Raw genomic sequence first — 14,568 nt, 5'->3', positions numbered from 1 at the left:
CGGCGTTCATGTCCACAAACTGGCGTAACGCTTATGCTGCATTTGTTCGCTGGCCTGGATTTCCATACCGGCCTGATGTTAATTCTCGCATTGTTGTTCGTGTTGTTTTATGAAGCCATCAACGGTTTTCATGATACGGCCAATGCGGTCGCTACAGTTATTTATACCCGCGCCATGCGCTCGCAACTTGCGGTCGTGATGGCAGGTTTGTTCAACTTTCTTGGCGTAATGCTCGGCGGTTTGAGTGTTGCTTACGCCATCGTCCACTTGCTGCCTACCGATCTGTTGTTAAACGTCAGTTCAGCACACGGATTAGCCATGGTCTTCTCCATGCTGTTGGCGGCAATCATCTGGAACCTCGGCACCTGGTATTTCGGTCTGCCGGCCTCCAGTTCCCATACGCTGATAGGCGCAATCATCGGTGTCGGTTTAACCAACGCCCTGATGACCCACACTTCGGTGGTGGATGCGCTTAACGTCCCGAAAATGATTGGCATTTTCCTTTCTCTGCTGTTCTCGCCGCTGGTCGGCATGATGGTGGCGGGAGTGATGGTGTTCGCCTTGCGCCGCTATTGGAGTGGCACCAAGAAACGCCAGCGTATCCACATGACCCCTGCGGAACGTGAAAAGGTCGACGGCAAACGCAAGCCGCCGTTCTGGACCCGTATCGCGCTGATCCTGTCGGCGATTGGCGTCAGCTTCTCGCACGGCGCCAACGACGGCCAGAAAGGCATCGGCCTTATCATGCTGGTGCTGATCGGCGTTGCACCGGCCGGCTTCGTGGTCAATATGAATGCAACCGGTTATGACATCACCCGTACGCGTGACGCCGTGACCCACCTGCAGCAATATTACCAGCAGCACGGCGACGCGCTGTCGCATGCGGTGTCGCTGACGCCGCTGGTGCCAAGCCCGGATGACGAAGCTGCGTCTGGCAAGCCTGCCGAGTTCCACTGCGACAGTTCGCGCGCCATGCCGGCCATCGAACTGGCTCAGGGCATGCTGACCAACCTGCAAAGCTACGATCAGCTGACGGTTGACCAGCGCAGCCACCTGCGCCGCCTGCTGATGTGCGTGACCGACACGGCGGATAAAGTCGCCAAGCTGCCGGAAACCTCATCCGCCGACCAGCGCTTCCTGAAGAACCTGCGTCAGGATCTGCTGCAGACCGTCGAGTACGCGCCGATGTGGATCATCGTCGCCGTCGCGCTGGCGCTGTCGCTCGGTACCATGGTGGGCTGGAAACGCGTGGCCACCACCATCGGCGAGAAGATCGGCAAGAAAGGCATGACCTACGCCCAGGGCGTATCGGCCCAGATGACCGCGGCGCTGTCGATCGGCGTGGCGAGTTATACCGGCATGCCGGTCTCCACCACCCACGTCCTCTCTTCGGCGGTTGCCGGGACGATGATTGTGGACGGCGGCGGCGTGCAGAGCAAAACCGTGAAGAACATCCTGTTGGCCTGGGTACTGACCCTGCCAATCTCGATTCTGCTTTCCGGTGCGCTGTATTGGGTTGCGTTGAAGCTGATCTAAGCGATAAGCACCACGAGAAAGGCGGCCGCAGGGCCTAATGCCAGTCAGTTAAGCCTGACTGGCATTTTTTTATCCATCCTCTGGGCGTTCTGTGCAGGAGAATTGCCGTAAAACCCTCGCATTTCTCTGATGCCGTAGCGAACGGCAATTGTAGGGGCCGATGGCGCGGGTTGCCAGGGGCCGCGCCTTCGGCCCCTGGCTCGGTCGAGGGACAGGAGCTTCATGATCCACCTCTCATTTATCGACCGAAAACGTCACGAGTACTTCAAAAAAACGCTAACTGATAAGCATTAGGCCGCAGAGCCGCCTTTTTTTTGCCTGCATCAAGGGAAACAGGAAGGCATTAATACCAGATCATCAGCGCTATCAAGCTGATGACCACCAGGCCGCACAGGGCCGAGGTCAGCATAAACTGCCCGCGCACCCGCTCACAGCGGCGAATAAACTCCGGATCGTGGTGTTCGACATAGCGCTGCGCGAAGATATAGCGCACCAGCCTCAGTTGCTTGCTGGGTTGGCCGTGGGCGGTGAAGAAGCCGCCGCCGTCGACGTATTGGTACAGCAACGGGTCACAGCCGCGCAATACCACCAGCAACGCGCGCAGAGAAGAGTAATACCGCACCATGTTTACCACACACACCACACATAAGGCCCAAAACAGCGCGACGGTACTGATCATGATTACCCCCTCAAGGCGTTGTTATCCGCGGCCATCCGCCGGGTCCAACCGCCCTACCTCATTACCCGATACTCTGCTGGAGCTTACCGCTCTCATCCCCTTTTTTTGCCTGCACGAGCCACACCCATAACCCACCGCCTCCAAAGACGTTGCCGCGCCGCACAGAGAGATTTGCACGGCATGGTTCTACTCAGAGGAGAAATGGTGAAGCCCATATCCATCATTGTAGGTTAATGGAACGCAAACTGGCCTGAGCAGTGGATAAAATTTACCGCCCTGTGCCGAAAAGTCACCTGCCGGGGCGTTATAAGCGATAACCGTCCGTTTCGATTATGTCGCTTTTCTGGATAGTCTATCCCGCGCCACGCCGCTGATCTTTCCCCCACGCTGGCTAGACTCAGGTTTCCGTTACGCTCATCCAAGGAAACTGTTATGGCAAACCATTCAATCAAGGGAAAAACCGTCCTCATCGCCGGCGGCGCCAAAAACCTCGGCGGGCTGATCGCGCGCGATTTGGCTGAACAAGGCGCCAAAGCGGTGGTGATCCACTACAACAGCGCCGCTTCCAAAGCCGAAGCGGAAAAAACCGTCGCCGCCATTCAGGCCACCGGCGCGCAAGGTGTCGCGCTGCAGGCCGATCTCACCACCGCGGGCGCGGTCGAGAAGCTGTTCGCCGATGCGGTCGCCGCCGTCGGCAAGCCGGATATCGCCATCAATACCGTCGGCAAGGTGTTGAAAAAGCCGATGATCGACATCAGCGAAGCCGAGTTCGACGAGATGACGGCGGTCAACGCCAAAACCGCGTTCTTCTTCCTGAAAGAGGCGGGCAAGCACCTCAACGACAACGGTAAAATCTGCACGCTGGTCACCTCGCTGCTCGGCGCCTTCACGCCGTTCTACGCCGCTTATGCCGGCACCAAGGCGCCGGTGGAGCACTTCACCCGCGCCGCCGCCAAGGAGTTCGGCGAGCGCGGCATCTCCGTGACGGCGGTCGGCCCCGGCCCGATGGACACCCCGTTCTTCTACCCGGCAGAGGGTGCGGACGCCGTGGCCTACCACAAAACGGCGGCGGCGCTGTCGCCGTTCAGCAAAACCGGCCTGACCGATATCGAAGACGTGGTGCCGTTCATCCGCCATCTGGTCAGCGACGGCTGGTGGGTAACCGGCCAAACCATCCTGATCAACGGCGGCTACACCACCAAATAGTTCGACGGGGGCGGAGAGGCCCCCGCACCTGCTCGCGCGCAACCGCGCCATGCGGCTACACTTTCTGTCGGGAACGGCGCCAAGGAACAGCAGGTCAGTGAGATGGACAGATTCAATCAATACCGCGTATTCGTACAGGTGGCGGAAATGGGCAGCTTTATCCGGGCGGCCCATGCGCTGGAAGTGCCGCGCGCCTCGGTGTCCGCCGCCGTGCAGCAATTGGAAACGCAACTGGGCGTACGGCTGCTGCACCGCACCACGCGGCAAGTGCGGCTGACCGCCGACGGCGAACAGCTGCTCGAGCGGCTGCGCCCGCTGCTGGCCGAAGTGGAAGACATCGATCAGTCATTTCAGGCCAGCCAGCGGCAGGCCTCCGGGCGGCTCAGCGTCGACGTGCCGAGCCGCATCGCCCGCCGGCTGATCGCGCCGGCGCTGCCCGGCTTGCTGCGGCGCCATCCTCACCTGCAGTTGGCGCTCGGCTCCGCCGATCGCGCCATCGATCTGGTGCAGGAAGGGGTCGACTGCGCGGTGCGCGTCGGCGATCTGCACGACAGCAGCCTGGTGATGCGCCCGCTCGGCCATATCACGCTGATCAACTGCGCCAGCCCCGCCTACCTGAGCGAATTCGGTCATCCGCTCCACCCCGGCGATCTCGCCGAGGGGCACTGGAGCATCGGCTACGCCTCGCCCAGAACCGGCCGCGAATCCCCCTGGGAATACCTGACCGGCGACGGCCATACGCAACGGCTCGAACTGCCCAGCCGGGTGGTGGTCAACAACGCCGAAAGCTATATCGCCTGCTGTCGCGCGGGGCTGGGGCTGATGCAAATCCCGCGCTACGACGTACAACACCTGCTCGACGCCGGTGAACTGGTGGAAGTTCTGCCCGGTTACCGCGCCGCCTCCATGCCGATCGCCCTGATCTACCCCCATCGCCGCCAGCGCTCAAGGCGTCTGGCGGTGTTTCATGAGTGGTTTGAAAGCCTGCTGCAGCCGCATCTGGAGCGCTGATTGCACATTTAGCGCTATACTTTGTTTAATAACGCTTATAATTCAAGCGGTCAGACCGTTAAAACCCGCATAACCCATAGGTTTTTACGCCGCGCGGGTGTACAACGAAAGGTATCGTGCGCAGAGATTTCCGATGCGGCGCAGTGTGATCGCCCCAACATATCATTGCGTTATCCAAATGATACTATGGAACCAACAGCGCCAGGCGGGTACACGGAACGCCTGCTAACCCTTTTTAATCGGCATGTTTATGGAAGGAGTATTCTTATGGCTTACAAACACATATTGATCGCGGTGGACCTATCCCCGGAAAGCAAGATCCTGGTAGAAAAAGCCGTCTCTATGGCGCGGCCGTATAACGCCAAAGTTTCTCTGATCCACGTCGATGTCAACTATTCCGACCTCTATACCGGCCTGATCGACGTCAATCTCGGCGACATGCAAAAACGCATCTCTGAAGAAACCCATCAGGCGCTGACCGAGCTGTCGCAAAACGCCGGCTACCCGATCACCGAGACCCTGAGCGGCAGCGGCGATCTGGCGCAGGTGCTGGTGGACGCCATCAAGAAATACGATATGGACCTGGTGCTGTGCGGCCACCATCAGGACTTCTGGAGCAAGCTGATGTCTTCCGCGCGCCAGCTGATCAATACCGTGCACATCGATATGCTGATCGTGCCGCTGCGCGATGAAGAAGACGAATAAAGTAAGCGCCTGCTAACTTAACTGACCAACGCCCGCGCCCTGCGGGCGTTTTTCATGCCGCCACGCCGATTAATCGCTTGATAATCAACCGCCCTCCGATGATATAGTCGCTAAAGACACAACATCCTCCCCCGGGCATCGCCTATACCCATATCTATAAGAAATAGCGGGGGAAATTTAATGCGAAAAGGAGTTATCCATGGAATATGCCGTATCGGTAGAGTCTTTCCTGTCCTCGTTACAACGCCATAACCCCCACCAGCCGGAATATCTGCAGGCGGTGCGCGAAGTGTTCACCTCGCTGTGGCCGTTTATCGAACGCAATCCGCGCTATCGCGAACAGGCGCTGCTGGAGCGCCTGGTGGAGCCCGAGCGCATCATTCAGTTCCGCGTCAGCTGGGTGGACGATCGCGGCCAGGTGCAGGTCAACCGCGCCTTCCGCGTGCAGTTCAACTCGGCCATCGGCCCCTACAAGGGCGGCATGCGCTTCCATCCGTCGGTGAACCTGTCGATCCTGAAGTTCCTCGGCTTTGAACAGACCTTCAAGAATGCGCTGACCACCCTGCCGATGGGCGGCGGCAAAGGCGGCTCCGATTTCGATCCCAAGGGCAAAAGCCAGGGGGAGATCATGCGCTTCTGCCAGGCGCTGATGACCGAGCTGTATCGCCATCTGGGCCCGGACACCGACGTGCCGGCCGGGGACATCGGCGTCGGCGGCCGCGAAGTCGGCTTTATGGCCGGCATGATGAAAAAACTGTCCAACAACACCGCCTGCGTGTTTACCGGCAAAGGCCTCTCCTTCGGCGGCAGCCTGATCCGCCCCGAGGCGACCGGCTACGGCCTGGTGTACTTCACCGACGCCATGCTGCAGCGCCACGGCCTGGGCTTTGAGGGCATGCGGGTGGCGGTATCCGGCTCCGGCAACGTGGCGCAGTACACCATCGAGAAAGCGCTGGAGCTGGACGCGCGCGTGATCACCGTGTCGGATTCCGGCGGCACCCTGGTGGACGAAGACGGTTTCACCACCGAGAAGCTGGCGCACCTGGCGGAGATCAAAAACCAGCGTTACGGCCGGGTGGCGGACTATGCACGTGAGCGCGGTCTGACCTATCTGGCGGGCCAGCAGCCGTGGAGCGTGCCGGTGGATATCGCCCTGCCGTGCGCCACCCAGAACGAGCTGGATCTCGAGGCGGCGCAGACGCTGATCCGCAACGGGGTGAAAGCGGTGGCGGAAGGCGCCAACATGCCGACCACCATCCAGGCCACCGACGCCTTCCTTGACGCCGGGGTGCTGTTCGCGCCCGGCAAGGCGGCCAACGCCGGCGGCGTGGCCACGTCGGGGCTGGAGATGGCGCAAAACGCCGCGCGCATCGGCTGGCGGGCGGAAAAAGTGGATGTACGTTTACAACATATCATGGCGGATATTCACCATGCCTGCGTGGAATACGGCGGCGAGGGCAAGCAAACCCACTATGTACACGGCGCGAATATCGCCGGTTTCGTTAAGGTTGCGGAGGCGATGCTGGCCCAGGGCGTGCTGTAATCGGGCGAAAAGGTGATCTTATTCACACATCGATTAAATGCTTCAATGCCGGCTCCTTCGCCGGCATTTTTTTCCGCGTCCAAGCCATCAAAATGATGCGAATGCGTTAATTAAAAGTTAATAAAAAGTTATTTACAGCCGTTTAGTTGGTAGTAAATTTACCACTGCCAAATAATTAAACATTTATTTAACATTAAATTCGTCAATATTTTACTTAAATGTGCGCAGATCACATTTTGTTAACTTCGGCTACGCCCCCTCTTCCATTCCTTTGTAATCTGCAGCGGTGGAAAAACCGCCACCCCTACAGATAAAAAAGGTACAGCTAATGAAATTTAACCTCGCATTATTAAATGCATGTGTGGTTTCTGCGTGCATGTTATCGACAACACCTGTGTTCGCCGCTGATAAATATGAGATTGCCGTGGTCGCCAAAGTGACCGGCATTCCGTGGTTCAACCGCATGGAAGTGGGCGTCAACGAAGCGGCGAAAAAACTCGACGTCAACGCTTACCAGACCGGCCCTTCTACGCCGGATCCGGCCGCGCAGGTCAAGGTGATTGAGGATCTGATCGCCAAGAACGTCAACGCCATCATCGTGGTGCCGAACGACGCCAAGGTGCTGGAACCGGTGCTGAAAAAAGCGCGTGACAAAGGCATCGTGGTGCTGACCCATGAATCCCCGGACCAGCAGATCGGCCAGTGGGACATCGAGACCATCGACAGCGAGAAATACGCGCAGGCCAACGTCGATGAACTGGCGAAAGACATGGGCGGCAAAGGCGGCTACGCCATCTACGTCGGCTCGCTGACCGTGCCGCTGCACAACGCCTGGGCCGATTCCGCCATCAAGTACCAGAAAGAAAAATACCCGGACATGTTTGAAGTCACCTCGCGCTTGCCGGTGGCGGAAAGCATCGACAAATCCTACGCCACCACGTTGGATCTGATGAAAACCTATCCGCAGATGAAGGGCATCATCGGCTTCGGCTCGCTCGGCCCGATCGGCGCCGGCCAGGCGGTGGCCAAGAAGCGCGCCAAGGACAAAATCGCGGTGGTGGGCATCGCCATGCCGGCGCAGGCCGCCCCTTACCTGATGCGCGGCGACATCAAGAAAGCGCTGCTGTGGGATCCGAAAGACGCCGGTTATGCGCTGGTGACGGTGGCCGATCAGCTGCTGCAGGGCAAGGACGTGAACAAAGACCTGTCGATCGAGGGTCTCGGCAAGGCCGACGTCGATATGGAACACAAAGTGATTCGGTTTAATAAGATTTTGGAAGTGACCAAAGACAACGCCAAATCGCTCGGATTCTGATTTTTCGCGTAATTTCGCTACACCGGGAAAGTAGTTAAACCCTCGTAGGGGCGCAGCGTTGCTGCGCCCAGGGCTTCGGCCGCTACGCAAGCACAGGTTAACGTTATGACAGCCTCCCCCGCATTTATCACCCTGGAGAATATCAGCAAGCGATTCCCAGGCGTGCTGGCATTAGACCAGATCAACCTGACGCTGAATAAAGGCGAAGTGCACTGTCTGGCCGGGCAAAACGGCTGCGGCAAAAGCACCATCATTAAAATCATCTCCGGCGTCTATCAGCCGGAAAAAGGCGCCAATATTTCGCTGGAAGGCAAACTCTTCCACGCCCTGACGCCGCAGCTGTCCGGTTATTACGGCATACAGGTGATCTACCAGGACCTGTCGCTGTTCCCTAACCTGACGGTGGCGGAAAACATCGCCATCCACCGTTACCTGCCCGGCGGCCACTTCTGGGTGCGCAAGCGGGTGATGCGCCAGACGGCGCTGGACGCCATGGCGCGGGTCGGCGTACACATCGATCCCGATAAAAAGGTGGAAAAACTGTCAATCGCCGATCGGCAGCTGGTGGCGATTTGCCGCGCCATCGCCGCCGAGGCGCGGTTGGTTATCATGGACGAACCGACCGCCTCGCTGACCCGCCAGGAGGTCGACGGCCTGCTGCGGGTGGTTAACGAACTGAAAGCAGCCGGCATCTGCGTGGTGTTCGTCAGCCACCGATTGGATGAAGTGATGGAAGTCGCCGATCGCATCAGCGTGATGCGCGACGGCAAGCTGGTGGGCACCTGGCCGGCCAGGGAGCTGGACAGCCATGAACTGGCGTTCCTGATGACCGGCCAACGCTTCCATTACAGCCCGCTGCCGCCGCTGCCGCCGGCCGAACAGGCGCCGCTGCTCGAGGTGCGCAACCTCAGCCGCGGCGAGAAATACCGCAACGTCAATCTAGCGCTGCGCGGCGGCGAGATCGTCTCGATCGTCGGCCTGCTCGGCGCCGGCCGCACCGAACTGTGCCTCAGCCTGTTCGGCATGACGCGGCCGGACAGCGGCGAGATCCGCATCGAGGGCCGGGCGGTGCAGCTGCACAACAACCGCGAAGCGGTGCGCCACGGCATCGGCTATGTGTCGGAGGATCGTCTGACGCAGGGATTGATCATGGAGCAATCGATCTACGACAACACCATCGTCACCGTCTTCGATCGGCTGCATACCTCGCTCGGGCTGCTGGATCACGCCAAGGCGACCGAGCTGGTCAACCGGCTGATCCGCGATCTGAACATCAAGGTGTCCGACAGCGCATTGCCGGTGAAAACCCTGTCCGGCGGCAACGCCCAGCGCATCGCCATCGCCAAATGGGTAGCGACCCAGCCGAAGATCCTGATCCTCGACTCACCCACCGTCGGCGTGGACATCGCCAACAAAGAGGGGATCTACCAGATCGCCCGCGATCTGGCGCAGCTGGGCATGGCGGTGCTGATGATCTGCGACGAGATCCCGGAAGCCTATTACAACAGCCATCGGGTGATGGTGATGCGCAAGGGCGAGCTGATCGCCGAATTCGCGCCGCACCAGAGTACCGAACAACAGATCGCCGAGGTGGTGAATGGATAAGTCATTATTGGCCCGCCTGGCCGGGCGGCACGAGTTTTATCTCGGCCTGCTGGTGCTGCTGCTGGCGATCGGCCTGAGCGCCGGCACCGACGAGTTTCTGACGCTCGGCAACCTGACCGACGTCGCCACCAGCTACGCCATTCTCGGCATTCTGGCCTGCGGGCTGTTCGTGGTGCTGATCGCCGGCGGCATCGACATTTCGTTCCCGGCGATCACCGCCATCGCCCAATACGTGATGGCCAGTTGGGTGATCCAGCACGGCGGCAGCTTCCCGCTGGCGTTCGCCCTGGCGATCGGCGTCGGCCTGCTGCTCGGGCTGGTGAACGGTTTCCTGGTGTATTGGCTCAAGGTGCCGGCGATCATCATCACCATCGCCACCCTTAACCTGTTCTACGGCCTGCTGGTATACGCCACCAACGGCACCTGGCTGTACGGCTTCCCTGACTGGTTCATGAACGGCATCAACTGGTTCTCGTTCCAGGGCGCCGACGGCTACGACTACGGCCTGACGCTGCCGCTGCTGTGCCTGCTGGCGACCATCGTCGTCACCGGCGTGCTGATGAACCGCACCCGGCTGGGGCGCCAGATCTACGCCATGGGCGGCAATCGCGACGCGGCGTCGCGCCTGGGGTTGAATCTGCTGCGGCTGCATTTTTGCGTCTACGGCTATATGGGCATTCTGGCCGGCGTCGCGGCGGTGGTGCAGGCGCAGATCACCCAGTCGGTGGCGCCCAACTCGCTGCTCGGCTTCGAGCTGACGGTATTGGCGGCGGTGGTGCTGGGCGGCACCAGCATGAGCGGCGGCCGCGGATCGTTGACCGGCACCCTGCTCGGCGTGGTGCTGCTGGCCTTCCTGCAAAACGGGCTGACGCTGCTCAGCGTCTCGGCCTATTGGCACCAGGTATTCAGCGGCGCGATCATTTTGATCAGCATCAGCACCACCGCCTGGAACGAAAAACGCAAGCTGCTCAAGGAGATCTGACATGACGCAGTTAACTCGGTTGATCCCAAACGATCGGATCATTCGCCTGCAGGGCGCGATCATCATCGCGGTGGCGCTGCTGTTCGCCGGGCTGCTCGGATCGCGCTTCTTCAGCCTCGGCAACTTCCAGTCGATCGCCTCGCAGCTGCCGATCCTCGGCCTGCTGGCGCTCGGCATGGGCATCACCATGCTGACCGGCGGCATCAACCTGTCGATCATCGCCGGCGCCAACGCCTGTTCGCTGGTGATGGCGGCGATCATCGTCAGCCATCCCGACCAGCCGCTGTTCCTGGCGCTGGCGCTGTTGGCCGGCCTGTTGGTGGCGGTGGCGATCGGCGCGCTCAACGGCGCGCTGGTAGCCTGGATCGGCGTTTCGCCGATCCTCGCCTCGCTCGGCACCATGACCCTGATCACCGGCCTGAATATTCTGCTGTCCAACGGCGCGGTGATCTCCGGCTTCCCGGCGGCGATTCAATTTCTCGGCAACGGCGCCGTGCTCGGCGTACCGGTGGCGCTGATCCTGTTCCTGCTGGTGGCGGTCGGTCTGTGGCTGCTGCTGGAGCACACCACGCTGGGCCGCAGCCTGTACCTGATCGGCTCCAACGAGCAGGCCACCCGCTTTAGCGGCGTGAACACCGCGCGGGTGCAGATCGCGGTGTACATCCTGTCGGCGCTGCTCGGCTGGGGCGCCGCGCTGCTGATGATGGCCAAGTTCAACTCGGCCAAGGCCGGCTACGGCGAATCTTATCTGCTGGTGACCATTCTGGCCTCGGTGCTGGGCGGCATCAACCCGGACGGCGGTTTCGGCCGCATTCTGGGGCTGGTGCTGGCGCTGATCGTGCTGCAAATGTTGGAAAGCGGCCTCAATTTGCTGGGGGTCAGCAGCTACCTGACCATGGCCCTGTGGGGCGGCGTGCTGATCCTGTTTATCGCGTTACAGAATCGAAAAGCTTAGGAGAAAACAGATAATGGCGAGCTATTTTATTGGCGTAGATGTGGGCACCGGAAGCGCGCGCGCAGGCGTATTCGATCTCAATGGGCGCATGGTCGGCCAGGCCAGCCGGGCCATCGATCTGTACCGGCCAAAGGCGGATTTCGTCGAGCAGTCGTCGGATAACATCTGGCAGGCGGTGTGCAATGCGGTGCGCGACGCGGTCAACCAGGCCGACATCAACCCGATCCAGGTCAAGGGGTTGGGCTTCGACGCCACCTGTTCGCTGGTGGTGCTGGATAAAGAGGGCAAGCCGCTGACCGTCAGCCCCTCCGGCCGTACCGAGCAGAACATCATCGTGTGGATGGATCACCGGGCGATCGCCCAGGCCGAGCGCATCAACGCCACCAAACACCGGGTGCTGGACTTCGTCGGCGGCATCATTTCGCCGGAGATGCAGACGCCGAAACTGCTGTGGCTGAAGCAACACATGCCCACCACCTGGGCCAACGCCGGCTACCTGTTCGATCTGCCGGACTTCCTCACCTGGCGCGCCACCCAGGACGCCACCCGCTCGCTGTGCTCGACGGTGTGCAAGTGGACCTATCTCGGCCACGAGCAGCGTTGGGACAAGAGCTACTTCCAGCAGATCGGGCTGGAAGACGTGCTGGAACATGACGCGGCCAAGATCGGCAGCGACGTTAAAATGATGGGTGAGCCGCTGGGCCACGGTCTGACCCAGCGTGCCGCCAGCGAGATGGGGCTGATCGCCGGCACGGCGGTGAGCGTATCGATCATCGACGCGCACGCCGGCACCCTCGGCACGCTGGGCGCCACCGGCGTCTCCGGCGAGGTGGCCGACTTCAATCGCCGCGTCGCGCTGATCGGCGGCACCTCCACCGGCCATATGGCGATGTCGCGCACCGCCCGCTTTATCGGCGGCGTCTGGGGGCCGTATTACTCGGCGATCCTGCCGGAATACTGGCTGAACGAAGGCGGCCAGTCCGCCACCGGCGCGCTGATCGACCACGTCATCCAGTCGCATCCGTGCTATCAGGAGCTGCTGGCGCAGGCGAAAACCCAGGGGCAGACCATCTATGAGGTGCTGAACGCCATTCTGCGCCGCATGGCCGGCGAACCGGAGAACATCGCCTTCCTGACGCAGGACATTCATATGCTGCCGTACTTCCACGGCAACCGCTCGCCGCGCGCCAACCCGACGCTGACCGGCATCCTGACCGGGCTGAAACTGTCGCGCACGCCGGAAGACATGGCGCTGCACTACCTGGCCACCATTCAGGCCATCGCGCTCGGCACCCGCCACATCATCGAAACCATGAACCACAGCGGCTACAGCATCGATACCATCATGGCCAGCGGCGGCGGCACCAAGAACCCGATCTTCGTGCAGGAGCACGCCAACGCCACCGGCTGCGCCATGCTGCTGCCGGAGGAGAGCGAAGCAATGCTGCTGGGCGGCGCGATGATGGGCACCGTGGCGGCCGGCGTATTCGACACCTTGCCGGAGGCGATGAGCGCCATGAGCCGCATCGGCAAGACGGTTACGCCGCAGACCAACCAGATAAAAAGCTACTACGACCGCAAATACCGGGTGTTCCACGAACTGTACAACGACCACATGAAATACCGCCGGCTGATGCAGGAGGAGGCGTGATGCAGCAGGAATGGCGGCAGGCCGTACAGGGCTGGCAAACTTACAGCCGGGAACTGGCGCAGCTGGGCGAACGCCTCGACGCGCACACCTGGCAGCGGCTGCTGGGGCTGCTGGCCGGCTGCCGCGGTAAAATCGCCGTCACCGGCGTCGGCACCTCGGGAATTGCGGCGCGCAAGATAGCCCACATGCTGGCCTGCGTGGAGCGACCGGCGGTCTACCTCGACGCCACCGGCGCGGCGCACGGCGATCTGGGCTTTCTGCGCGCGGACGATCTGCTGATCCTGATCTCGCGCGGCGGCAATTCCGACGAGCTGACCCGTCTGCTGCCGACGCTGCAGACCAAGGGGGTGCCGCTGATCGCGGTGACGGAAAACCCGCACTCCGCCATCGCGCTGGCGGCGCAGCTGACGATCGCCACCGGGGTGCAACAGGAAATAGATCCGCTGAATATGCTGGCCACTACCTCGATCGTGCTGGTGTTGGCGATCTTCGACGCCGCCTGCGCCTGCCTGATGGCGCGTAGCGGTTACGACAAGAGCGCCTTGCTGGCGGTGCATCCGGGCGGCGGCGTGGGGAAAAGTTTGCGGGAGGAAAACTGAGGGCCCGACACGGCGGGCCCGGCTGACATTACAGCGGCATGTAGATATCGAAACGGTGGCTTTTGGTCAGCGTGGCGGCGTGCGCCGGCACGTCGGCCAGCGGCGGCGCGTAGTCCGGGCGTTTCACCACCACGCGCTTGGTCGCCAAACGGCGCGCCGGTTCCAGCAGGCCGTCGGCGTCATCGTCGCTGCCCACCAGCGATTGAAACACCCGCATTTCTTTCTTCACCAACGCGCTTTTCTGCTTGTGCGGGAACATCGGATCGAGATACACCACCTCGGGGCGCGGGCTGAGATCCGCCAGCGCCGTCAGGCTGGAGGCGTGCAGCAGCGTCAGACGCTCGCGCAGCCACGGGCCGATTTCCGCATCCTGATAGCCGCGCTGCAGACCGTCGTCCAGCAACGCCGCCACCACCGGATTGCGCTCCAGCATCCGCACCCGGCAGCCCAGCGCCGCCAGCACGAAGGCGTCGCGCCCCAGCCCGGCGGTGGCGTCCACCACGTCCGGCAGGTAGCTGCCCTTGATGCCGACCGCCTTGGCTACCGCCTCGCCGCGGCCGCCGCCGAAGCGGCGCCGATGCGCCATGGCGCCAGAGACGAAATCGACGTAGATCCCGCCCAGCTTAGGCTCGTCGCGCTTGCGCAGTTCCAGCCGCTGCGGGGTCAATACCAGCGCCATCGGCGCGTCGTCGTCGGACGTCAGCCGCCAGCGCTGCGCCAAAACAGACAAGGCGCCGGGATCGGCGCCTGCTTCACACAATAAACACACGCTCACGTGTCG

At 61.4% G+C, this 14,568-nt stretch carries 13 protein-coding genes; 11 read left to right on the top strand and 2 right to left on the bottom strand.

All coding sequences use genetic code 11. From position 1 onward, the window contains the following. Positions 1-33 precede the first annotated feature (33 nt). Positions 34-1,536 (top strand): inorganic phosphate transporter PitA, encoded by a 1,503-nt coding sequence (gene pitA / locus ACMGGK_RS00305; protein ID WP_016930434.1) that lies wholly within the window; start codon positions 34-36, stop codon positions 1,534-1,536. A 343-nt stretch (positions 1,537-1,879) separates the two neighbouring features. On the opposite strand, the gene uspB is transcribed toward pitA, so the two are convergent. After that, positions 1,880-2,215: a universal stress protein UspB gene (gene uspB / locus ACMGGK_RS00300; RefSeq protein ID WP_016930435.1), complete on the bottom strand. Its 336-nt coding sequence runs from the start codon at positions 2,213-2,215 to the stop codon at positions 1,880-1,882. A gap of 432 nt (positions 2,216-2,647) precedes the next feature. On the opposite strand from uspB, the gene ACMGGK_RS00295 reads away from it, so the two are divergent. The 10 genes from ACMGGK_RS00295 to ACMGGK_RS00250 all read left to right on the top strand — a co-directional run bounded on the left by ACMGGK_RS00295 (position 2,648) and on the right by ACMGGK_RS00250 (position 13,787). Next, positions 2,648-3,421 carry an SDR family oxidoreductase gene (locus tag ACMGGK_RS00295; RefSeq protein ID WP_420276602.1) on the top strand — a complete coding sequence of 258 codons (774 nt, stop codon included), beginning with the start codon at positions 2,648-2,650 and terminating at the stop codon, positions 3,419-3,421. Between the two features lie 102 nt (positions 3,422-3,523). Continuing rightward, entirely contained in the window at positions 3,524-4,432 is a 909-nt protein-coding gene (locus ACMGGK_RS00290; protein ID WP_261420391.1) for a LysR family transcriptional regulator, read from the top strand. Positions 4,433-4,699: 267 nt separating this feature from the next. Continuing rightward, positions 4,700-5,137: a universal stress protein UspA gene (gene uspA / locus ACMGGK_RS00285; protein ID WP_004930988.1), complete on the top strand. Its 438-nt coding sequence runs from the start codon at positions 4,700-4,702 to the stop codon at positions 5,135-5,137. 199 nt (positions 5,138-5,336) lie between these two features. After that, the gene (gdhA, locus tag ACMGGK_RS00280; protein ID WP_016930438.1) at positions 5,337-6,680 is read left to right on the top strand and encodes an NADP-specific glutamate dehydrogenase; all 1,344 of its coding nucleotides are present in this window, start codon (positions 5,337-5,339) and stop codon (positions 6,678-6,680) included. 328 nt (positions 6,681-7,008) lie between these two features. Continuing rightward, positions 7,009-7,995, top strand: a complete 987-nt coding sequence (locus ACMGGK_RS00275; RefSeq protein ID WP_028128102.1) for an autoinducer 2 ABC transporter substrate-binding protein — start codon at positions 7,009-7,011, stop codon at positions 7,993-7,995. Positions 7,996-8,100: 105 nt separating this feature from the next. Next, entirely contained in the window at positions 8,101-9,600 is a 1,500-nt protein-coding gene (locus ACMGGK_RS00270) for a sugar ABC transporter ATP-binding protein (protein WP_239044045.1), read from the top strand. Beyond that, on the top strand, positions 9,593-10,582 hold the full coding sequence (locus tag ACMGGK_RS00265; RefSeq protein WP_004930997.1) for an ABC transporter permease: 990 nt from the start codon (positions 9,593-9,595) through the stop codon (positions 10,580-10,582). The genes ACMGGK_RS00270 and ACMGGK_RS00265 overlap by 8 nt, the downstream gene beginning before the upstream one ends. Before the next feature lies 1 nt (position 10,583). Continuing rightward, complete coding sequence (locus ACMGGK_RS00260) at positions 10,584-11,537, top strand: ABC transporter permease (RefSeq protein WP_016930441.1); 954 nt, start codon at positions 10,584-10,586, stop codon at positions 11,535-11,537. A gap of 13 nt (positions 11,538-11,550) precedes the next feature. Then, the gene (locus tag ACMGGK_RS00255; RefSeq protein WP_004931001.1) at positions 11,551-13,188 is read left to right on the top strand and encodes an FGGY-family carbohydrate kinase; all 1,638 of its coding nucleotides are present in this window, start codon (positions 11,551-11,553) and stop codon (positions 13,186-13,188) included. Beyond that, positions 13,188-13,787, top strand: coding sequence for a KpsF/GutQ family sugar-phosphate isomerase (locus tag ACMGGK_RS00250; RefSeq protein ID WP_164053900.1), 600 nt, complete (start codon positions 13,188-13,190; stop codon positions 13,785-13,787). Before ACMGGK_RS00255 ends, ACMGGK_RS00250 begins: the two co-directional genes overlap by 1 nt. A 28-nt stretch (positions 13,788-13,815) precedes the next feature. Here the strand turns inward: ACMGGK_RS00250 and rsmJ are convergent, their stop codons facing one another. After that, positions 13,816-14,562 (bottom strand): 16S rRNA (guanine(1516)-N(2))-methyltransferase RsmJ, encoded by a 747-nt coding sequence (rsmJ, locus tag ACMGGK_RS00245; protein ID WP_028128290.1) that lies wholly within the window; start codon positions 14,560-14,562, stop codon positions 13,816-13,818. Positions 14,563-14,568 lie beyond the last annotated feature (6 nt).

This window comes from Serratia sp. BNK-33-b (genome assembly GCF_048684565.1).
GTDB lineage: Bacteria > Pseudomonadota > Gammaproteobacteria > Enterobacterales > Enterobacteriaceae > Serratia > Serratia marcescens.
Note: the sequence above shows the minus strand (reverse complement) of the source record. Positions and strands in the feature narration are given on the sequence as shown.

Excerpts from the sequence above, each read along its gene's own strand:
- pitA (WP_016930434.1), top strand. The coding sequence starts at position 34 with ATGCTGCATTTGTTCGCTGGCCTGGATTTCCATACCGGCCTGATGTTA.
- uspB (WP_016930435.1), bottom strand. The coding sequence starts at position 2,215 with ATGATCAGTACCGTCGCGCTGTTTTGGGCCTTATGTGTGGTGTGTGTG.
- ACMGGK_RS00295 (WP_420276602.1), top strand. The coding sequence starts at position 2,648 with ATGGCAAACCATTCAATCAAGGGAAAAACCGTCCTCATCGCCGGCGGC.
- ACMGGK_RS00290 (WP_261420391.1), top strand. The coding sequence starts at position 3,524 with ATGGACAGATTCAATCAATACCGCGTATTCGTACAGGTGGCGGAAATG.
- uspA (WP_004930988.1), top strand. The coding sequence starts at position 4,700 with ATGGCTTACAAACACATATTGATCGCGGTGGACCTATCCCCGGAAAGC.
- gdhA (WP_016930438.1), top strand. The coding sequence starts at position 5,337 with ATGGAATATGCCGTATCGGTAGAGTCTTTCCTGTCCTCGTTACAACGC.
- ACMGGK_RS00275 (WP_028128102.1), top strand. The coding sequence starts at position 7,009 with ATGAAATTTAACCTCGCATTATTAAATGCATGTGTGGTTTCTGCGTGC.
- ACMGGK_RS00270 (WP_239044045.1), top strand. The coding sequence starts at position 8,101 with ATGACAGCCTCCCCCGCATTTATCACCCTGGAGAATATCAGCAAGCGA.
- ACMGGK_RS00265 (WP_004930997.1), top strand. The coding sequence starts at position 9,593 with ATGGATAAGTCATTATTGGCCCGCCTGGCCGGGCGGCACGAGTTTTAT.
- ACMGGK_RS00260 (WP_016930441.1), top strand. The coding sequence starts at position 10,584 with ATGACGCAGTTAACTCGGTTGATCCCAAACGATCGGATCATTCGCCTG.
- ACMGGK_RS00255 (WP_004931001.1), top strand. The coding sequence starts at position 11,551 with ATGGCGAGCTATTTTATTGGCGTAGATGTGGGCACCGGAAGCGCGCGC.
- ACMGGK_RS00250 (WP_164053900.1), top strand. The coding sequence starts at position 13,188 with ATGCAGCAGGAATGGCGGCAGGCCGTACAGGGCTGGCAAACTTACAGC.